22 protein-coding genes are annotated in these 19,400 nt (G+C 38.3%); 13 read left to right on the top strand and 9 right to left on the bottom strand.

Annotated features, from left to right (window positions below):
- Positions 1–20: 20 nt before the first annotated feature.
- The 3 genes from AC2TDL_RS07130 to AC2TDL_RS07120 form a co-directional block, all read right to left on the bottom strand.
- A complete protein-coding gene (locus AC2TDL_RS07130; protein ID WP_484699687.1) occupies positions 21–1,400 on the bottom strand; it encodes a PH domain-containing protein in 1,380 nt (459 codons plus the stop codon).
- Positions 1,401–1,410: 10 nt separating this feature from the next.
- Complete coding sequence (locus AC2TDL_RS07125) at positions 1,411–1,803, bottom strand: GntR family transcriptional regulator (RefSeq protein ID WP_484699685.1); 393 nt, start codon at positions 1,801–1,803, stop codon at positions 1,411–1,413.
- A 144-nt stretch (positions 1,804–1,947) separates the two neighbouring features.
- Positions 1,948–2,784, bottom strand: coding sequence for a helix-turn-helix domain-containing protein (locus tag AC2TDL_RS07120; protein WP_484699683.1), 837 nt, complete (start codon positions 2,782–2,784; stop codon positions 1,948–1,950).
- Positions 2,785–3,162: 378 nt separating this feature from the next.
- On the opposite strand from AC2TDL_RS07120, the gene AC2TDL_RS07115 reads away from it, so the two are divergent.
- The 4 genes from AC2TDL_RS07115 to AC2TDL_RS07100 all read left to right on the top strand — a co-directional run bounded on the left by AC2TDL_RS07115 (position 3,163) and on the right by AC2TDL_RS07100 (position 8,365).
- Complete coding sequence (locus AC2TDL_RS07115) at positions 3,163–4,320, top strand: Gfo/Idh/MocA family protein (protein ID WP_484699681.1); 1,158 nt, start codon at positions 3,163–3,165, stop codon at positions 4,318–4,320.
- Positions 4,321–4,536: 216 nt separating this feature from the next.
- Complete coding sequence (locus AC2TDL_RS07110) at positions 4,537–5,658, top strand: rhamnogalacturonan acetylesterase (RefSeq protein ID WP_484699679.1); 1,122 nt, start codon at positions 4,537–4,539, stop codon at positions 5,656–5,658.
- A 41-nt stretch (positions 5,659–5,699) separates the two neighbouring features.
- Positions 5,700–6,737: a glycoside hydrolase family 88/105 protein gene (locus tag AC2TDL_RS07105; protein WP_484699677.1), complete on the top strand. Its 1,038-nt coding sequence runs from the start codon at positions 5,700–5,702 to the stop codon at positions 6,735–6,737.
- A gap of 191 nt (positions 6,738–6,928) precedes the next feature.
- Positions 6,929–8,365: an arsenic transporter gene (locus AC2TDL_RS07100; protein WP_484701094.1), complete on the top strand. Its 1,437-nt coding sequence runs from the start codon at positions 6,929–6,931 to the stop codon at positions 8,363–8,365.
- A 204-nt stretch (positions 8,366–8,569) separates the two neighbouring features.
- Here the strand turns inward: AC2TDL_RS07100 and AC2TDL_RS07095 are convergent, their stop codons facing one another.
- The 3 genes from AC2TDL_RS07095 to AC2TDL_RS07085 are packed head-to-tail and all read right to left on the bottom strand — an operon-like array spanning position 8,570 to position 9,259.
- The gene (locus AC2TDL_RS07095) at positions 8,570–8,716 is read right to left on the bottom strand and encodes a small acid-soluble spore protein P (RefSeq protein WP_484699675.1); all 147 of its coding nucleotides are present in this window, start codon (positions 8,714–8,716) and stop codon (positions 8,570–8,572) included.
- A gap of 22 nt (positions 8,717–8,738) precedes the next feature.
- Positions 8,739–8,918 carry a hypothetical protein gene (locus tag AC2TDL_RS07090; protein WP_484699673.1) on the bottom strand — a complete coding sequence of 60 codons (180 nt, stop codon included), beginning with the start codon at positions 8,916–8,918 and terminating at the stop codon, positions 8,739–8,741.
- Entirely contained in the window at positions 8,915–9,259 is a 345-nt protein-coding gene (locus AC2TDL_RS07085; RefSeq protein ID WP_484701092.1) for a hypothetical protein, read from the bottom strand. Before AC2TDL_RS07085 ends, AC2TDL_RS07090 begins: the two co-directional genes overlap by 4 nt.
- A 259-nt stretch (positions 9,260–9,518) precedes the next feature.
- On the opposite strand from AC2TDL_RS07085, the gene wsfD reads away from it, so the two are divergent.
- The 4 genes from wsfD to AC2TDL_RS07065 are packed head-to-tail and all read left to right on the top strand — an operon-like array spanning position 9,519 to position 12,091.
- Positions 9,519–10,964 carry a glycan biosynthesis hexose transferase WsfD gene (gene wsfD, locus AC2TDL_RS07080; protein WP_484699671.1) on the top strand — a complete coding sequence of 482 codons (1,446 nt, stop codon included), beginning with the start codon at positions 9,519–9,521 and terminating at the stop codon, positions 10,962–10,964.
- Positions 10,965–11,010: 46 nt separating this feature from the next.
- Complete coding sequence (locus AC2TDL_RS07075; RefSeq protein WP_484699669.1) at positions 11,011–11,493, top strand: hypothetical protein; 483 nt, start codon at positions 11,011–11,013, stop codon at positions 11,491–11,493.
- Entirely contained in the window at positions 11,493–11,861 is a 369-nt protein-coding gene (locus tag AC2TDL_RS07070; protein WP_484699667.1) for a hypothetical protein, read from the top strand. The genes AC2TDL_RS07075 and AC2TDL_RS07070 overlap by 1 nt, the downstream gene beginning before the upstream one ends.
- Positions 11,861–12,091, top strand: coding sequence for a hypothetical protein (locus tag AC2TDL_RS07065; RefSeq protein WP_484699665.1), 231 nt, complete (start codon positions 11,861–11,863; stop codon positions 12,089–12,091). Before AC2TDL_RS07070 ends, AC2TDL_RS07065 begins: the two co-directional genes overlap by 1 nt.
- 133 nt (positions 12,092–12,224) lie before the next feature.
- On the opposite strand, the gene AC2TDL_RS07060 is transcribed toward AC2TDL_RS07065, so the two are convergent.
- On the bottom strand, positions 12,225–13,232 hold the full coding sequence (locus tag AC2TDL_RS07060; RefSeq protein ID WP_484699663.1) for a DNA-methyltransferase: 1,008 nt from the start codon (positions 13,230–13,232) through the stop codon (positions 12,225–12,227).
- 256 nt (positions 13,233–13,488) lie between these two features.
- Between AC2TDL_RS07060 and AC2TDL_RS07055 the strand changes: the two genes are divergently transcribed.
- Complete coding sequence (locus AC2TDL_RS07055) at positions 13,489–13,917, top strand: universal stress protein (protein WP_484699661.1); 429 nt, start codon at positions 13,489–13,491, stop codon at positions 13,915–13,917.
- A 146-nt stretch (positions 13,918–14,063) separates the two neighbouring features.
- Positions 14,064–14,768, top strand: coding sequence for a ribonuclease H (gene rnhA, locus AC2TDL_RS07050; RefSeq protein ID WP_484699659.1), 705 nt, complete (start codon positions 14,064–14,066; stop codon positions 14,766–14,768).
- Between the two features lie 199 nt (positions 14,769–14,967).
- Here the strand turns inward: rnhA and AC2TDL_RS07045 are convergent, their stop codons facing one another.
- Together AC2TDL_RS07045 and AC2TDL_RS07040 are read right to left on the bottom strand one after the other, a co-directional pair.
- Positions 14,968–15,669, bottom strand: coding sequence for a hypothetical protein (locus AC2TDL_RS07045; RefSeq protein ID WP_484699657.1), 702 nt, complete (start codon positions 15,667–15,669; stop codon positions 14,968–14,970).
- A gap of 4 nt (positions 15,670–15,673) precedes the next feature.
- A complete protein-coding gene (locus AC2TDL_RS07040) occupies positions 15,674–16,012 on the bottom strand; it encodes a GNAT family N-acetyltransferase (RefSeq protein WP_484699656.1) in 339 nt (112 codons plus the stop codon).
- A gap of 357 nt (positions 16,013–16,369) precedes the next feature.
- Between AC2TDL_RS07040 and AC2TDL_RS07035 the strand changes: the two genes are divergently transcribed.
- From AC2TDL_RS07035 to AC2TDL_RS07025, 3 genes are read left to right on the top strand one after another with little or no spacing between them, the layout of a single operon-like run.
- Positions 16,370–17,320, top strand: a complete 951-nt coding sequence (locus AC2TDL_RS07035; RefSeq protein ID WP_484699654.1) for an ABC transporter ATP-binding protein — start codon at positions 16,370–16,372, stop codon at positions 17,318–17,320.
- A 24-nt stretch (positions 17,321–17,344) separates the two neighbouring features.
- A complete protein-coding gene (locus AC2TDL_RS07030; RefSeq protein ID WP_484699652.1) occupies positions 17,345–18,064 on the top strand; it encodes an ABC transporter permease in 720 nt (239 codons plus the stop codon).
- Between the two features lie 27 nt (positions 18,065–18,091).
- Positions 18,092–19,270, top strand: a complete 1,179-nt coding sequence (locus AC2TDL_RS07025; protein WP_484699650.1) for a hypothetical protein — start codon at positions 18,092–18,094, stop codon at positions 19,268–19,270.
- The last annotated feature ends 130 nt before the right edge of the window (positions 19,271–19,400 follow it).

Genomic DNA, 19,400 nt, shown 5'->3' with positions numbered 1-19,400 from the left:
TTTGCAGATTTAGACGGTTGCTATTGAATTAGTTTGGCTTGCAATTGATCATAAAGCTGTTTAGTAACCGTCGGATCGTTATCGTTATAAAAAATATATTGATCGTCAAGCTTAATTTGAATGTATGGCGGATTGTTTTTGAATACGTAAAGACGAGCTTTACCAAGTTCTTTTAAGCGAAAATGCCCACGAGCGACTTTGTTAGTAGCTTCACCATTCGTTTTTACCCCTGACGGAATATTTTCGACTAAGTCTAGCGCTTCAATATCCTGCAGAGAAAAAGAGTAGGAGTACATTGGATAGTCGATTTCAATGTTTTCCTGATCATTTATCGTTAAGGTTGGTGTACTTAGCTCAGATTGAATTAGCAAAAATGAGACCCCAATAATGACAGCAAAAAATATGCCGACGATTCCACCCATCACAATTTTTCCTGCTAAAGTGCCAGTATTGATCGTTTCACCAATGCCTACTCGTTTCGGTACGAGGAAGGAATTATCGTACGGATTATGGTAGGTAAAGCCGTTACTCCAATATTCATCATCGTCGCTATAGACAGGACTGCTGTCTAAGGCTAGCATCTCCCGCCGCATTGTAGCAATTCGTTGATAAACGAGTAAAACGATTGCGAGCGGAATAAGTGAAAAGCCAATTACTGCATATAACCAAATTTGATTAGAACTCTCATTTTCGCTAAGCAGCAGTAAGTTAAGCAAATAGAAGTGTATATTTTCAATTATCGCTAGCCACCAGAACATATAGCTTACTAATCGTCTCTTATGCTGATTTAATGCGATATTAATCTCTGAATTTTCACTATATACAGTGGAGCGGCTGCGGCGCTGCAAAAAAACAATTGCTAAAAATATGAATGTTGTAACTATAGATGCGATGCCGACTCCATACATTGTTTGCTCTTGTGAGCCAGCCCATAGTGTAAGCAGGATGGAACCTGCGAGTGGGATTAGAAAAAGAAGAAGAGGAGCAGAACGTATATTTTTTAGTTGAGCTGCGCGTAAGTCTGCTTGGATCAGTTTCTTTTTACCGACAAACCAGTCTTGCTCTCGCTTTAGTTCAAGTGTTGCACGAAAAGCTTTACGATAAGGAATAGCCGATGCGATAATCGTAGCGATCATCCAAATAAAAAAATAAATCATTGTGACTGCCAGCCATTCCATCATAAATAGCAGCGGAATATAAGCAATAATTAGTCCAGTAAAAGTTCGCTTAAAGACTTTCATATAGTTGTTACGGATGTCCTGTAAGCGAGGATGCTCCATCGCATGTTGCGGCAATGTAACGGCGAACAGCATGCCATTTTTGTAGCTGGCTATTGATTTATAGGTGAAAAATAAAACAAGCCAAAGAACTAGAGACGGGATCGTTAACAGTATTAACATGTTAATCACCTCAAACTTTTTTTATATTCATTTGAGAAAAAATGTTACTACACAATTGTTGAAAGGTTTCATTGGAAACACCATTAAGCGTAGCTTCTGCAATAATTAGCTCCAGCTTTTGCTGCAGTTGCTCTGAGACGTTGCTGCTAGCATTGCTTTTGAAAAGCTCTCCATTAACCTTTGCACCGTGACGTCGATCAATCACAATATAATTTTCTTGTTTAAGCTGCGCGTATGCTTTATTAACGGTCATCGTATTAATGCCAAGCTCTTCAGCTAGCTGGCGCACAGTGGGAAGTTTTTCATTAGGCAGTAACTTTCCTTTTGCGATACCGAGAACAATTTCGTTGCGCAACTGCTCATATAACGGGGTTTCACTATCTAAACTTAACGATATGAGCATACGGTATCACTCCTTTACAACAACTAAGTATTATATATATTAATACAAATAATACTTAAAAGCAACAGCGAAGCATACTTAAACAATAAAGAGCTTAATGCCGAGGTGATGTATCTAGAAACAATGAACTTTGCTCCTTAGTATTTATTGCCGATAATAATGCTTAGGAGAATATCCTGTAATATTTTTAAATGCTTTATAAAAAGTAGAGTAATCACTATACCCAACGGCATGAGCGACGTCGAGTGCAGGCATGCCTGTAGAAATTAATTCTATCGCCTTCATCATTCGTTTATAGGTGATATATTCAAGCACAGTAAAGCCGGTATTGTTCTTAAAGATGTGGCATAAATAATATTTATTCACATAAAACTTAGTTTGCAGTAAATCAAGCGTAATTTTATCTTCTAAATGATGATTAATATAATCCAATATTTCATTAATTTTTTGATCCTGCTTATGACGCTCTGGCAGTGATTGATGGTGGACAGCAAAAATTTTATTAATAGAAAGCAGCATTTGTACAAAAAGCGCCTTACATAAAATAAGGCTTGCTGCTGTACCTTCTTGGATCGCTTGCTCAATTTTTTCCCAGAGTTCACTAATTCCATAGTCAATGACATCTTTGGCAGCAATACGATTGAGATGACCAAGCTTTCGATTATCCATATAGTAGAGCATATTATATTCGCCGCTTTGGAAGGGGGAGATATATTCTGGTGAGAACTGAATAAACTTTCGCTCATAAACAGCCTTGGAGTTAAACATAATTCGATGCAACTCTTTAGAGTTAGTTAAGATTAAATCATGCGGCGACAACTGATAGGCCTGACCTTCAATATAGTAGACAAGATCGCCTGATATAAAATAAAACAACTCATAGCAGTCATGTAAATGCGTTGTTACATCTTTCGGATTTTCAGTTATGGAGTGCATAAAGAAGAAATGCTTACTATTGTAACGCTGAATAACAGTATCCATCCTATTTCACCTCTTAAGTTTGAAAGCGCTCTAGCTGTACTTTAATACGGAAAAGCAAGATTTGCAATGTATTAAGCAATAAATTCAATGAATTTAATTGTCAATTGCTATACAATTTGAATAATGTTATTGCATTTTTCCCCTTTATTCAGCGTTTCATAGGAAACTGATAAGTGCTGATTGGGACTGAAATTGATAGCGGTTGCATATGAATGTACTGCTGTCTTAGGTGACTAATGAATGGACTTTATAAACATACGACGTAGCAGCCCAAGAGGGCGAAGTTTAAAGGTTTATTCCAGATTGCAAAAATTATGAAGAACTATGAAGTATGAAAAATAGGGTGTAGTTTGAAAGGCTAACTGGGAGGGATTGTAAATGGAAAAGGTGAGAATCGGAATTATTGGAATTGGCAGCATGGGAACTAGTCACGCAATGCATTTATGGGAAGGGAAAGTTCCTAATGCAGAATTGACAGCAGTTTTTGATATTAATGAAGCAAGGCTAGACTGGGCTGAAAAAACGTTTGGTGATAAAGTCAAACGCTTCAATAAGGTAGATGATTTCTTTCAAGCACGCGCCTGTGACGCTGTATTGATTGCCACTACTCATTATGAGCATCCAACCTTAGCCATTCAAGCGCTAAATGCGGGCTATCATACACTTATTGAAAAGCCGGCAGGTGTTTATACAAAGGCAGTAAGAGAAATGAATGAAGTGGCAGAAAAAAGCGATAAAGTTTTTGGAATTATGTATAATCAGCGCACCAATCCTGTCTATCGCAAGGTAAAAGATCTGATTGATGCAGGAGAGCTTGGCGAAATAAAACGTTCAATTTGGATTATTACCAATTGGTATCGCTCACAAAGCTATTATGATGCAGGCGGCTGGCGCGCGACATGGGCTGGTGAAGGAGGCGGTGTCTTATTAAATCAAGACCCGCATCAGCTTGACTTGTGGCAATGGATTTGTGGTATGCCTACTAGAGTGCGTGCTTTTATGGCATTTGGTAAATATCATGATATTGAAGTAGAAGATGATGTAACGGCATATGTAGAGTATGCAAATGGCGCAACAGGCTTATTTGTGACAAGCACAGGCGAAGCCCCGGGCACGAATCGTTTAGAAATTTCAGGGGATCGCGGAAAAATTGTTGTTGAGGATGATAAACTGACGTTTTGGCGCTTACGTGTATCTGAAAGAGATTTTAACCGTGAATATAAAGGCGGATTTGGCAGTCCTGAATGTTGGAAGTGTGAAGTGCCAACTCCTGGAGAAAACTCACAGCATGTCGGTATTATGACAAACTGGGTAGATGCAATACTTAACGGTACGAAGCTGATTGCTCCAGGTGTAGAAGGTATAAATGGATTGACGATTTCCAATGCTATGCATCTATCAGCATGGACAGATAGCTGGGTTGAGCTTCCGCTAGATGAGGATTTATTCTATGAAAAATTAAAAGAGAAAATTAACACTTCCACGTTTAAGAAGAAAGAAGCTAACGTAACGCTTAACGTTGCAGGAACGCATTAATTTACTGAATTTAAGGATGTTTAGAGCTGTCAGTTGTATCACTGCGCTCGGAACATCCTCTTTTTTTGCTGCATCGTAGAAGCAGAATGACAAGAATTGCAACTTTTAGCTGGAATGAGCAACATTTGTAGACGATCGCTGAGGATAGTTTCGTTATAGTAAACATGAAGTCAGCAATTGTGTAGTCATAAGTGAATGAATCAAGGAGGATTTACAGTGGCTAAGGTTGCACGTCGAGAATATTGCTTTGATTTTGGAGTAGGTGAGCCATGCGAGGGCTACATAAAAATTACTCCACATTGCTCTTATGAGAAGACAACTGGGTATGGCTTCACGGAAAGTGGTAGTGTTACTGCAAAAGTCCGCAAGGAGGCTTTTGCATTGCGTAAAGATTTTTGTATTCCGTTCAATACATCGTTTGTTGTTGATTTGCCGAACGGACTATACCGTGTTGTCGCATTAATCGGCGACGAAATCGCCCCAACCGATACATCAATTACAGTTGGTGATGAGCGACGACCAGTTTTATATAAGCAGCGGACAATAGCTGGACAATATCGTTATGTTGAGTTTTCCGTCAAGGTTACAAAGGAACGATTGACATTATCGTTCACGGGAGTAACTCCTAGAATTAATGCTCTTGAAATTTACCATGCACCTTCTACGAGTACGCTATTTTTAGCGGGAGATTCAACGGTAGCTGATGGGAATGAGCAAAATTATCCTTACTCTGGCTGGGGACAAATGCTTTCATTGTTTTTGAACTTTAGAGCAACGGTCGATAATCATGCGATGTCAGGGAGAAGCTCGAAAAGCTTTATTGACGAAGGAAGATTAGAGCGAATTTTGCAGGAAATGAAGCGAGATGATTACTTGCTTATCCAATTCGGCCATAACGATTATAAGCCAGATGAGGCGAGACATACGGATCCATTTACAACTTATAAAGAAATGCTTAAGCAATATATTAATGGTGCGCGAGATAGGGAAGCACACCCGATTCTTATTACTCCTGTTCAAATGCGTAAGTTTTCAGAAGATGGAGCAATTATTGATAATCATGGCGATTATTTAACAGCGATGCGCCAGCTAGCTGAAGAAGAGCAGGTGCCGCTTGTCGATTTAGCCAGTAGCAGTAAGCAGTTATTTGAACAGCTTGGGGCAGAGGAAACGAAAGCTCTATTTGCTTGGCTTGCGCCTGGTGAATTTGCTAACTTTCCTGATGGGGTTGAGGATAATACACATTTTCAGCAGCGAGGAGCAATTGAGGTGGCTCGCCTAGTGCGAGATGGGTTGAAGGATTTGAATATTCGCCCGCTAGCGTGGTTTTTGAAGTAATTGCCAAGCGAATACAAAGATTATCGATGAGGTGAAATTTTATGCGAAAATTTGAATGTGACGAAGCAGAAGTGAAGGAGTTAATTGATCGCGTTGTTCGTAGAACGATGAATATGGATTTTACTTGGAACTGGTCTTGCGGCGTAGCTTTTTATGGCATTAGTAAGGCTTGGGAGGCAACGGGTAAACAGGAGTATATTGATTTTCTAGTAAATTGGGTAGAAGAATATTTGGAGCTTGGATTGCCACCGTTTATGGTGAATAACTGCGCAATGGGTCATACGATGATCACCTTGCATGAAGCTACAGGTGATTCAAAATATTTAGATCTAGCACTAAAGAAGGCGGAGTATTTAGATAAGGATGCCATTCGTTTTGGCGAGGGAGTGTTCCAGCATACGGTTTCCTCGAAAAATGATTTCCCAGAACAAGCATGGGCTGATACATTGTTTATGGCAGCTTATTTCTTGCTGCGACTTGGCTTTAAGCTAGACAATAAGGATTATATTGATGATGCGCTAAATCAATTTTATTGGCATGAGGAATATTTACAAGATAATAAAACAAATCTTTTCTACCATGCGTGGGATAATGTTCAGCAAAGCCATTTATCCGGCATTTATTGGGGAAGAGCGAATGCATGGGCTGCCTATACAATGGCACAAGCGCATAAAATGCTAAATCCATTTATGCCGATGTGGATGCAAATTGGTGGAGCGCTTGGCGATCAATTAAGCGCACTGGGCAGACTGCAAACAGAGAATGGCCTATGGCGGACGATTCTTAATGATGAAACTTCCTATGAGGAAGTTTCGGCTTCTGCCGGTATAGCAGCAGCGATTGTTATTAATGCGCATCCGCTTCATCAAAACTATATCCGCAATGCGTACAAGGGCATTGTTGCCAATATTGATGAAGATGGATCCGTTCGCAATGTGTCAGCTGGAACAGCGGTAATGTACTCGGCTGAAGATTATAAGGCAATTTCGAAAAAACGAGTACAGGGCTGGGGACAGGGCTTAACCCTCGCATTCCTTGTAGCATTGCTGCAAAATAAAGAGATCGTAAGCAGTATATAAAAGAAACGTAAAGTTTAATGTATAGAGCTTATAGATGCTGCAGCATTTGCGGCATGTATAAGCTCTATTTAAATTTTGTTGCAATGGAAATATAATAGTAGCGCTTATGCCCAGATGCTTGTGATATAATGAACGATAGTTTTGACTTTACTATGCAGGTTGTGGACAACAGAGAGGAAGTATTAGTAGCGATGCTCGCAGCAATCATATTTGTAGTCACCTTAATTTTCGTTATTTGGCAGCCGCGCGGGTTAAATATTGGCTGGTCTGCTAGTGTTGGCGCAATCATCGCATTATTGTTATCTGTCGTTAGCTTTAACGATGTTATTACGGTAACAGGAATTGTCTGGAATGCGACGCTTGCCTTTGTCGGAATTATTTTTATATCGCTTGTATTAGATGAAATTGGCTTTTTTGAATGGGCAGCCTTGCATATGACGAGATTAGCTCGCGGTAATGGTCTGCTAATGTTTATTTTTATTATTTTGCTAGGTGCAATTGTTTCGGGGCTGTTTGCTAATGACGGTGCAGCGCTAATTATGACACCTATTGTGCTTGCGATGATGCGAGCGCTGCAGTTTGAGGAACGGTGGATTTTGCCTTTTATTATGGCAAGCGGCTTTATTGCAGATACTGCCTCCTCGCCTTTATTAATTAGTAATTTGACCAATATTGTATCTGCAGATTATTTTGAAATTGGCTTTGCCGAGTATGCGAGCAGAATGCTCATTCCGAACTTTTTCGCAATCGGTGCAAGCTTATTAGTGTTATACGTTTTTTATCGAAAAAGAATACCAAGCAGTTATTCCCTTCAGCAAGTGAAGGAGCCTAAGCAGGCGATTAAGGATATTAAGCTGTTTAAGCTATCGTGGGTAATTTTGGCTGTATTGCTCATTGCTTATTTTGTTAGTGAGCTAATTGCTGTACCGCTTTCTGCAATTGCTGGAGCAGCTGCATTATTGCTTTTGCTTGTTGCTCGCAAAAGTCCAAGTATAGATACATTAAAGCTTGTTAAAAATGCTCCTTGGAATATCGTTATTTTCTCGATCGGGATGTATGTTGTAGTTTATGGCTTGCGCAATGCAGGGCTAACTGATGCCTTGAGCAGCTCGATTCAATACATTGCGGAACATGGTTTGTTAGCAGCAAGTGTTGGCATGGGTTTTATTTCAGCATTTCTGTCCTCAGTTATGAACAACTTGCCAACTGTTATGATAGACGCAATTGCGATTAAAGCAACGAATACAGAGGGGTTTATTCGGGAAGCATTAGTATATGCAAATGTGATTGGTACTAATCTAGGGCCCAAAATTACCCCGATTGGTTCACTTGCAACGCTATTGTGGCTGCATGTGTTAGCAGAAAAAGGAGTGAAAATAAGCTGGGGCTATTACTTTAAGGTCGGAATATTGTTAACAGTGCCGACGTTGCTTATTACTTTACTAGGTTTATACGGCTGGCTTGCATTGCTGTCTGTATGGCCATATAGCGAGTGGCTGTTGCTGCTAGCTGTGCTTGCAGGATGTGTTGGTATCTCACTTCTTATTTATGGAGCGGTTTACATGTTAAAACGACACAGTCAGCAAGCAGTAAAGGATCAGTCTACAGGAATGACGAAAGCTGGTTAATGTTCAAATTAGATAGTTAGAGCACGGTTAGCTCTTAAATAAGTTGCTCCCAGTTAGGCAGGGGATGAAATCATCATCTTGCTTAACTGGGAGCATTTTTTGTTAATAACAAATTAATTGTTCTGATCTAATAGCATTTAGCTCAATAACTGCATTCTCCTTCATATGCTTAAGCTTTTTCAAGTTTATAATCAGATCATTGATTTATGAGCCTTCTCCGTGATTACTGCGAGAGTGATTGCGGTTTTTTACTTTTTTGGAGCCAGATAACGGTTCATTGGGCTGTGGATTTGTATCTGGATGATGATCCTTATTGGAATGATTTCGATCAGTACCGTGAGCGTTTGGCATAATAGTATCCTCCTACAGCATGTTATTCTTGGTTCTCATTCTCGTATGCTTTCTTTCTAAAATGCAGCATGTCTACATGACGCTGGTCCATATGCTTCTGATTTAGCTGTTGATTAGCGTGTGCATTGAGATCAGGAGTGGTTTCAAGCTCTTTTACAACGTTTTGTAAATTTTTATCTACCCCACGAATTTGTTTTGTCATTGTTTGGTCATTCCTTTCAAGCTTTGTGCACATTCATGGATATGACGTACATAATCCTCGACAAGCTCTTGCACATGCTCAGTTGTTTCATCAACAGGTGTTTCGCCCTTCTCAACGTCAAGTAAATCAACTTTTACTTCACGATCGTCTACGTACTGCAGACGGAAATCTGCTGAGTAGTGACTGCGCCCATTATTAGCAATATGAATTAATAGGGCATCATGCTTAGCATCTGGTTGCACCGTGCATTCATCAGCAGTGTTTAGAAATTTAGGCAGCTCTGCTTGCCATGCTTGGGCTAAAGTTTGCTTGTCGATTAATACTCCACTTTCCAAAGCAATCACCTCCGCGCTTAGTATGAGTCAGCAGTTACTCTGCTATGCATGGAACGAAAAAGCAATGTACATCAGGAATGAGCTATAATGAAACGCACAAGCATAGAGGCATACGGTGAAGGTATACAATTGTGAATAACCCAAAAAATTGTATTTTATGGTTGACTTAATATAAATTGGATTATTATAGTAGCTTAGTGGTTAATAACAAGTTATAATTAAACTTCGTTAAAAGCTAAGTACATTAAATTTTGAGGAGTTTGAAATGCGTAAACTAATAAAAGCAGAGTGGATCTATTGCTTATTTGCAGCTATCATCATCATTTTGCTGCTGTTTACAGGGAGTTTTATTGGAGTTGCTGATAATGGAGATTTTTTGCGGATAATGGGATCGATCGGATTAAATTATTACGATCAGCTTGAAAGTTATGAGCAGCGATTTTTTAATTATGCCCATAGTAAATTTTCCTATGATAGCTTCTTTCGCGGGTTTTATTTGACCTCGCAATTATTACTTGTAGTATTTGCACGAAGTATTGCATTTCTATTTAATAGCAGTTATTTCGATATTCGTGTTCTTGGAGCAGTTTATAGCTTGCTGCTTATAACAGCAGGCAGTTTGCTTATTTCCTATTTTAAGCAAAAGGGACTAGCAGTTACGATTGGGTTAATGACGATACTGCTATTGATGTTTCATGATGTTGGATATTTAGCATATTTTAACTCATTATATGGTGAGCCGGTAACCCTTATCTTTATGCTATTGTCGCTTGGCCTAGGGCTTGCAGTATTGCAACAAAATAAGCCACAAATGAAACTATTCCTTTTGTTTGCGATAGCATGCTTGTTTTTAATTTGCGCAAAGACACAAAATGCTCCGTTAGGGGTTTTATTTGCTATCATTTGCTGGCGCTTCAGCTATTTGTATAAGCAACATCAGCTGCATAAAAAGTGGAAACAGCTTGTGCTTGGTTGCGGTGCTTCACTTATGTTAATTTCAATACTAATGTATCTGTTAGCTCCGCAAGATTTTAAGCAAATTAATTTGTATCAGACGGTATTTTTTGGAGTTTTACATACCTCCGAAACGGTGGAAGAGGATTTAGAGGAGCTTGGTCTGCCGGATCATTTGAAGGTGCTTGCAGGTACGAATTATTTTCAAACGGATACGGCAATTAAGCAAGATGATCCTAGTTTGCAAGCCGATTTTTATGAGCGAATTTCTCATATGGATGTGCTTTTGTTTTATATGAAGCATTGGGATCGTTTGTTGGAGCGAATGTCCTATGCAGCAGAGCATAGTATGAATATACGACCTTATTATCTCGGTACGTATGAGCAAGCTGCAGGAAAGCCTGCAGGAGCTGTTACAGAGCAGTTTAGCTGGTGGAGTGAATTTAAGCGAGCTGTGCTGCCTAATAAGCTATCATTTATTTTACTTGTTTATTTGCTATATTATGCTGTGCTCGTTTATGAATGGTTCAAGAAGGATAATCTTAAACGACGACTTGTGTTAGAACTCTTTGCTGTAATTGGTTTAATTGGAGCATTTGCTTTTTTGATTCCTATTGTAGGCGATGGGCTAGCTGATCTAAGCAAGCATTTGTTTATGTTTAATGTTGCCTTTGATATGATGCTTGCAGCTTCGGTTTTATGGATAATTGGACAGCTTAATCGACTTATTAAACTTGCAACGCAGAAGCTAAAATGACGTAACTAAGTTAATTGGTATTAAAGTACGAGAAGGGAGTAAAGGAATGTCGCTTACAAGTTGGCTTAGTTATCAAGAATGGGCAGAGCAAGAAAAAAGAGTCGTTAACCATTTGCTAGAGCAGTATGTAAGTCAGGATGAGCTGTTTGTACGCAAGTTGGTAAATGCTACAGTTATTCGTAATAAATTGTTTGAACATGTTTCTAATGAATCGGAGAATGGAACTCGACATATTATTTATGTTTCACGGTTTAATAAGGAGCAGGATGCTGTTTATGGCCGTTATATCGAAGAACCGCTATTTGCGAATTGTGCTCGTACAGAGCAATTAACGATTGTGCTACTTCGCTGGACTGGTAATGGTTTTGAGCGTTCAGAGTTTGTTCATGCTCCGTATGGTGTGTCGGCTGCTACCTTGCTGCTAGATCACTATCTTGTGCTTTATAGCGTATGTTATGAAATCCTTTATTCTGTACTCGATCTCGATACGAATCATGTTATTTTTTATTTGAAGGAAGTGAATTTGTAGTGGCAGAGGAGAAATGGGAAAAAGAGATCAAGCCGATAAATTACAAATTCGGAACGTCTGGCAATACATTGGATGAACAACCTCAAGCACTTCAAGTATCCAGTAACAATCGCAGGGCGACATCGAAGCTGCTTACCTTTGCTTTGCTGCTTGCTGTTCCTGCGGTGATGACAGGTTGTAACTCAAACTCGGATTGCAATCCTGAATATGAAAACTGCAGTACAAGTGGCGGCGGTTATCATGGGGGAGGCTATTACGGGAGTGGAGGCTCCTCAAAGTCAAGTAGCATCGATGATTCAGTTAGCTCAAAAAGCTCTGGGACATATAAAGGTTTTGGTAGCAGCGGAATTAGCAGTTCGGGGGGCTAATGATGCATAAAGTGATTTCTATGCAACAGTCGCATGATGCTTACTTTCAAGGAAAATTAGCAGCTGCGATCCCTTATCATCGAATGAACGGCAAGGAATATTGTGTGCCTGCATTTATCGTTTATGGCGCAGATGAATTTGCACAGATAAGATTTGCCTCAGAGGCTATTCATCGAATTTATTGGAAGGTGCTTCGTTTTAGAATTCAAAGTAAAGTATCATGTATATAGAAAGGCTGCTGCTGCGTTTTGAATTTATGCAACAGCAGCTTTTCTTACTTGTAATCAATGAAGTGGAACTGCAGACGAAAGAAGCTATTTAGACAGAGTTATAGTGCGCAGGCAGCAGATTAAGCAATGGATGCTAGAGATTACCCTCATGTTCGTCAATCAGTTGCTTCTTCTGTTCCTTAACTTTTTTCTGCACCTGTATGTTCATCGTATTACGCTCCCAAAATACACCATCAGAGTAGCCCTGAATAGAGCGATCCTTATCTGCGGCATCAAGGCGCTTTTCAGCTAGACAAGCAAAGGTTTCATCCAACTCAATGCCAACATAGCGGCGATTGAGTTTTTTGGCAACTACCGATGTTGTCCCTGAGCCAAGAAACGGATCAAATACAACATCCCCTTCATTAGAGCTAGCCAGAATGATTTTTGCCAGTAACTTTTCTGGTTTTTGTGTTGGATGGTCTGTATTTTCAGGCATTGACCAGAAAGGAACGGTTAAATCTGTCCATAGATTAGATGGGTAGGTTAAGCGAAATTTAGCTCCTGATTGCTCGTCCCAATCTTTTGGTAACCCTTGTTCATTGCGATAAGGAGCAATAACCCGACGTTTCATCTTTACACGCTCTACATTAAAGGTATAGCTTGTTGAACAGGTACAAAACCAAATATCCTCAGATGCATTTTTCCAGTTATTTAGCGATCCTCGTCCTTTCTCACGTTCCCAAGTAATTCGATTAATAATGTTTAAGTAGCGGGAGGCTACCTCAAAAATGGAATGACTGGATCGCCAATCCCCGCATATATATACTGAAGCATGCGGCTTTAGAATTCGAATCAGCTTAGAGAACCAAGAATCTAACCATTCTGTATAGTCATCGCTAGACATTTTCGTAAAGATTTTACCGTTAAAGCTTTTGGTTAAATTGTAAGGTGGATCAATAAACATTAGATCCACAAATTGATCTGGCAAATAATCAATGGTACTAAATAAATCCTGATTAATTGTTTTATTTATTAATTGATCACTAGTTGCACGTTGTGACAATGTAATTAGTTTTTCTCGATAATATTGCTGTTCTTCACTTGTTAATGTAATCGTCCGATTACGGGCAGCTCGCTTTTTTTCAAAGTTTTGCGTCAAAAATGATGCACCGCCTAACGAATATTCAAATATTTGATGTAATTTTAATCCCAAAAAGTTACGTAATGGGAGTATTGATCAAGTATACTATGATTTTTTACAGCTTTCATCTACTTAATCAAATTACAAATTGTCAGAATAATTACACAAATTTAGCGAATTATTCATAACCATTTTAAGGGCATTCATGTAAAATAAAATTATAAACTAATTAACTCCATACTGTAAGATCAGACTCGCGAAGGAGGAATCTTCTATGTTTAACAACGTATTAGTTGCAATTGATGGTTCAAAAATGAGTGATAAGGTATTACAGGTTGCAGCTCAGGTTGCCAAAGAGAATGGCTCAAAACTCACATTAATTCATGTTGCGAAAGATCTTGTAATTCCAGCTACAGTGGTTGTTTCTGATTATGAGAATTTATTAAATGAAATGCGCGCTGCTGCACTTAGTTTATTGCAAGAAGCTCAGGAAAAGCTTAATCAACAAGACATAACAGCAGAAGTGATATTCAAACAGGGAGCTAGTATTTCTCATATTATTGTGCAAGAGGCACAGGAACAAAAAACTGATCTTATCATCATTGGTAGCCGTGGTTTAGGCAATATTAAGGGATTTATGCTTGGTGGCGTAAGTCAAAAAGTTGCACAGTTAAGTCAATGTCCAGTACTTATTGTAAAATAATCATAGATGTTTTTAAAACACGAGAGCTAAGCAATTAGCTTCTCGTGTTTTTTAGTTAGTGCAATTTTCTGCTTTTCATTAGCTTTTAAATACGGCAAAAGTTTGATAAGCTGATGATTACAATTAATAGTGTAATGAGGTGCAAAATGGCGAAGCAAAAGTATTATGTTGTTTGGGTAGGCAAGCAACCTGGAATATATACGAGCTGGAACGAATGTCAAAGTCAAGTAAATGGGTTTGAAGGAGCAAAGTTTAAAGCTTTTTCTTCACAAGAAGAAGCAGAGGCTGCTTATCAACAGGGCTGGCAAGGATATTGGGGGAAGAGTGGAGCAACTCATTCCAGTAAAGCTAGTTCAGCAACAAGTGGTAAAAGTAATAAAGATCATCATTTACTTTTTGCAGGTAGTCTTTTTCAGGAAGATCAAAGTAATAAACTAGAGGAATCAATTGATTATCATACAATTTCAGTTGATGTCGGAACTGCAGGAAACCCAGGTCCGATTGAATATAGAGGAGTAGATACAGCTACAGGAGAAGTGATCTTCTCAGTAGGTCCAATTCCTAATGGAACGAATAATCTAGGGGAATATTTAGCAATCGTCCATGCACTAGCTTATCTCGCTAAAAATGGGGATACGCGAAATATATACAGTGATTCGATGACCGCCATTAAGTGGGTTAAGCAAAAGTCGCCTAATACGAACCTGCCACGGAACGAAGATACGAAGCAAATATGGGATTTGGTCGATCGGGCAACGAATTGGCTGAAGAACAACAGCTATACTACAAAAATTATGAAGTGGCAAACCGAGCGTTGGGGTGAAATTAAGGCAGACTATGGACGTAAGTAAACGATAAACTTACTGTGTCAAATAATGATAGAGCAGTGCAATAAGGGTTAGGGCAGCCAAAATGGCTACTCTCTAGTAAAATAAAGTCTAGTAAAATAAAGCTAAATATTTGCTGCAAGATCGTTTATAATGATAAGACAGCAGCTTGAATTTCACTTTCTACGTCAGCTAGTTTTTTTAAAGTTTGAGCAACTTTATCTCATCTATTAGAGACGCCATAAGTTTGGCATTTGCCAAATAATTTCGCTTGCTCTTCTTTTAATGAAGCTAAATGATCGTTTCTTCCTTTGAAAAATTGAGAAAAATCATGAGCGCGTCTTATATTAATTCCTTTTTCATACAATTCATCAGAAGTAGGGTTTGCAACTCGTGCTGGTGAAACCCAGGAACGAAACGAACCGGCACTCCAAACAATTTTTTCTGCTCTCCATGCTAATTCTAATTGATTAAATGGCAGCCATACATAAGGAAAACCCTCAGGATCATGTAATAATATTTCATTATCGTTATAAGCTAAAGCTAATCCATAATGATCAGAACCGCCAAGATAACGGTCGTTCGGATTATATGTTAAATACCCCATGTCAAATGGTCCTAACATAACTGGTGCGCGAGACAAATCTTCTTTCAATTGTTGAAGTGGCACAGAATCTCCGTCATTACATACTTTTTCAATGACTTTAAACCCGAGCAGTTCAAATGCTTTATTTACTCCTTGGTCAGGGCTACTTGTTAAATCATCGAAAAAAAGCAATTGATTATTAGGATCGATTGCAGCTCCTAGCCCAAATCCCGTTAAAACTTCAATTAACGAAGGAGAGATATTTTCTCCGATTGTCGATAACAACATTGAAGCAGAATTTGCATAACAATAAGCTCCGTTTCCATAATACATAGCCATTTAATCAAATCCTTTCCCGATGGAAAACCCATAGATTGAATTTATGATTACTATCTATAAGGTTCCAGCCAGTTTTAACAAAATATTGATTGAAATTGGAGTTTAACGGACATAAATATTCAACGGGACTAGTACCAAAGAATTCTAACATTTCCTTCAGTAATCCTTTTCTGCGATATGGAGTATCAATGGCAAATTGGTATAGCGAAACACTTTCTTTAGTCTTTCTTTTATAAAATCTTAAAGCAGCGATGATGCAGTTATCTTCAGTGCAGATCAAAACTTCTTTCCTTCTTACGGCTGCTTTTATACCGTCTTGACAGTAAAATTCTGGAGTAGTCACTCCATCGTTGATCCTTAGAAGTCTATTAAAAAATGTTGTTACGTCGTTAGTATGAGCAGCTTCTGCAATGGTAATGATGATTAAATATCACCTCCATAAGATAAATATCATGAATAAGAACATATGTTCCCGTGTGATTATATACCAGTATATTCAAATTGCAACTATTTCAAAAAATTTTTTTTATTATTGTGCTTGCCTACGGTATGTTAGCAATATGTACAGTTAGTAGGGAAAATCTTACAACGCTATTACAGTTATTACTTTCAATCGCTCTGTTAGGATAGTTTCAATAAATCTCCTAAATATCATGCTAAACTTATTCAAGTAGGTTTAGCTAAAATAGGAGGAATCTCAGTGGTAAGAACCGTTTTTAGAGGAGAATCCATTAGCTATGGATATGATAAACATCAACTCATACTTAAAGACGTGTCCATTACTATTCCTGATCAAAGCATCTTTGGCATAATTGGTCCTTCTGGAGCAGGTAAGACCACATTAGCTCAAGTTATGCTGGGCTTGAAAAAGTCAGCACTTGGTAAGCTAACCTGGTTTAATGAGCTGATTAATGCGAGTACCAATCGTAGAGTAGGCTACGTTCCTTATAAAAAATCACTACTCTATGATTTATCTGTATATGAAAATGTATGGTTGTTCGGCAAGCTCTATAAATATAGCGGAAAGCGTTTAAAGCAGCAGGTAGAGCAGGCTTTGCAATTTATTGGGCTGTGGGACGCTCGTGATCGTAAGGTTTCATCGCTTCCAACATACCAGCAGCAGCAGCTAAATATTGCTTGTGGCATTGTTCATCTACCGGATGTCGTTATTTTTGATGAACCGATTAAGGATGTTGAGCAGGACAAACAAGCATTAATTTTACATAGTATTCGTCAATTAAATGAGCTAGGTGTAACAATCGTTTATCTATCCCAAAATGTAGAAGAAGTTGAAGAGCTTTGTACCCATGTTGGCATAATGCGAGACGGCAAAGTAATTGCTCAAGGTAAAATTGACGATCTGCTGAAAGAGCATCAGCAATATCGTTCATTAATTCGTCTGCAATTGGCAGAAGCGGCGGAGAAGCTGCAATATGAGCTAGGTGAGTACAATATTTGCGATATAGAAGCACAATCGGTAATTGTTGAAGTTAATGCTAAAAATGAACAAGAGATTCAACATATTAGATCAATTCTTGGAGAGAAATTGATAAGTATGGATTTTATTAATCCTAAGCTTAGATTAATGTATTCATGTTTGATGAAACGGAAAGGTTTATCAACATATGCCTCCCAATCAACCATTCATTAATGTTACAGAACTGGAGGACAGAGGATGCAAGTATTCGAGCTGTACATCAGACGTTTAATAAAACGAAGGGGTTTGCTAGCGATTTTATTGCTTCTGCCGTTAGTCTCTTCATTTATACTGGTGCAAGTTTTGAAGCCAAGTTATGAGCTAGACAATGCTGTCATTCTAAACTCAATCATTGGCATACTGCTTTGTATGACAATAAGTAATACTATGCTTTTTTATAATGACAGACATTATGCGACAGATAAACGTATATTACTCGGAGCACATAGTAAGTTTAGCTTTAATTGTCAAATCGTCGCTGTTTTTCTTGCAGTTAGCGTCATTCAATTATCTGCAGTGATCCTGTTTAGCAATATTGTGTTAGGGCTGCACTTGCCTTTATCATTCCTTGAATATTTAATTATGTTATTTGCATATACATTATTAAATATTATTGCTGTTGGACTCGGTTTAATTGTGATTAAGTTCACTCGCAGCAAAAACTCTAGCTGGATTTTGTTAATTGTACTTTCATTAGTGTTTGTAATTTTGGGAGGACTATTGCTGCCGAGCGACCAGCTGCCGATAGTTTTACGAGATATTGTAGCTATATTGCCTACTTATTGGTTAACAAAAGTAGTCACAATTTTATTCATTGGGATTGATGCAAACTTAAATTCATTAGCAAATTATTTGCTAGCTTTAACTGTATGTGCAGCTATTATTATGTTTTTGCTTATTCGTACAAAGACAGAATGAATTGACGGACCAAGGAGGAGATTTGACTTGTTATTCTATAGTCGTTATCAGTCTGATGATCCTGAAGATTTCTCAGTTGAACTTACAAAGTTGCAAGCGGGTATGATGATGTATAATGGCAGTCCGATTTATCGTAAGCCCTATTTGTACGCGCTGCCAGAATCTATGAACTATGATGAACTTAAGCATGCCTTATATCGGACAATTAGTGGACATGCATCATTACAAGTTATGTTCAAATACTTGAAGAATGAACAGCAGTATATACAGTATGTTAAAGGATTACCGCCTCTGCAAGACTGGGATATTCCTGTGGTATCCATTGATACATCACCGGAAACCTATATTGTAAATGAAGAAACAAGCATTTCGTTATTAGAAAATTATCCTTGGCGTATAAAATTTTTAGAGTATAAGCAACAGCGCTATTTGTATATCGAGTTTCATGCGATTTGTGCCGACGATTATAGTGTGATGTGCTTTGAAGAAACATTATTCAAAGCTTTAGTAAGCAGCTATTCTGTTCAATCAGGTAATTTATCATCATATCGTCTGTTGCGAAATATGGAAATTATTTCTTCCAATGTGTTCGAAACTCAATATATGAAGCCGAGAAAGCTTAGACAGCCAAATCAGATGAAATTGGTTACGTTAAATTATTCACTGTCTGCCGATCAAATGGAAATTGTACGACAAACTGCTAGAAAGCATGGTGTGGATATTCCTGTCGTTTATCAGTATATAGCGGAACAATTAATTGAATATTGCTACGGTGGGAAGACATATGGCCTTGTAGAAAATTGGCGTTCTATGCTGCGAAATTATGATGAAATCGGATGCTTTCAATATTTATGCTCCGAGTCCTTGGAAAGAGCATCTCGATTTGATACTCATCTAGGCTTATTACAAAGAAAACGTAATCAGCGAGCTGAAGGGGAATTTGGCTCGATCGGAAAGCAAAGTGATTTTTCAGTTGTTTATTGGTATGAAGAAGAATTATGCCAACATTTAGTTCCAATCCAAGCAGATCAATACTGTGTGCATGATTTGCTAATTCGTATTCGCAGAGGACAATCGGCTACCAATATTCAATTGAATGTAAGTCAGGACTTTTTTAAGAAAGAGCAAATTCAACAATGCTATCACAAAATTACAATTATATTTGAACTTCTGCGTCAACAGCTTAAAGCTAACTGTGCTTCCTAACTAGGGGGCAATAATTCAAAATAATTAGCATTGTAAGGACAATAAGATGGTTGCAAATAAAATATGCTAATATTAGTAGCACAGACCAAGGTCAAGGTTTGTGCTACTTTTTTTATTGTGGAAGTTAGCC

It is taken from the genome of Paenibacillus sp. plas6 (genome assembly GCF_057221655.1).
The sequence above is the reverse complement of the archived record's forward strand: the minus strand, read 5'-3'. Positions and strand labels throughout refer to the sequence as shown.

Bases quoted from the DNA above. Each gene is read 5' to 3' on its own strand.
- AC2TDL_RS07120 (WP_484699683.1), bottom strand. From the start codon at position 2,784: ATGGATACTGTTATTCAGCGTTACAATAGTAAGCATTTCTTCTTTATG.
- AC2TDL_RS07100 (WP_484701094.1), top strand. From the start codon at position 6,929: ATGCTCGCAGCAATCATATTTGTAGTCACCTTAATTTTCGTTATTTGG.
- AC2TDL_RS07125 (WP_484699685.1), bottom strand. From the start codon at position 1,803: ATGCTCATATCGTTAAGTTTAGATAGTGAAACCCCGTTATATGAGCAG.
- wsfD (WP_484699671.1), top strand. From the start codon at position 9,519: ATGCGTAAACTAATAAAAGCAGAGTGGATCTATTGCTTATTTGCAGCT.
- AC2TDL_RS07130 (WP_484699687.1), bottom strand. From the start codon at position 1,400: ATGTTAATACTGTTAACGATCCCGTCTCTAGTTCTTTGGCTTGTTTTA.
- AC2TDL_RS07045 (WP_484699657.1), bottom strand. From the start codon at position 15,669: ATGGCTATGTATTATGGAAACGGAGCTTATTGTTATGCAAATTCTGCT.
- AC2TDL_RS07105 (WP_484699677.1), top strand. From the start codon at position 5,700: ATGCGAAAATTTGAATGTGACGAAGCAGAAGTGAAGGAGTTAATTGAT.
- AC2TDL_RS07055 (WP_484699661.1), top strand. From the start codon at position 13,489: ATGTTTAACAACGTATTAGTTGCAATTGATGGTTCAAAAATGAGTGAT.
- AC2TDL_RS07115 (WP_484699681.1), top strand. From the start codon at position 3,163: ATGGAAAAGGTGAGAATCGGAATTATTGGAATTGGCAGCATGGGAACT.
- AC2TDL_RS07090 (WP_484699673.1), bottom strand. From the start codon at position 8,918: ATGACAAAACAAATTCGTGGGGTAGATAAAAATTTACAAAACGTTGTA.
- AC2TDL_RS07095 (WP_484699675.1), bottom strand. From the start codon at position 8,716: ATGCCAAACGCTCACGGTACTGATCGAAATCATTCCAATAAGGATCAT.
- AC2TDL_RS07030 (WP_484699652.1), top strand. From the start codon at position 17,345: ATGCAAGTATTCGAGCTGTACATCAGACGTTTAATAAAACGAAGGGGT.
- rnhA (WP_484699659.1), top strand. From the start codon at position 14,064: ATGGCGAAGCAAAAGTATTATGTTGTTTGGGTAGGCAAGCAACCTGGA.
- AC2TDL_RS07065 (WP_484699665.1), top strand. From the start codon at position 11,861: ATGATGCATAAAGTGATTTCTATGCAACAGTCGCATGATGCTTACTTT.
- AC2TDL_RS07075 (WP_484699669.1), top strand. From the start codon at position 11,011: ATGTCGCTTACAAGTTGGCTTAGTTATCAAGAATGGGCAGAGCAAGAA.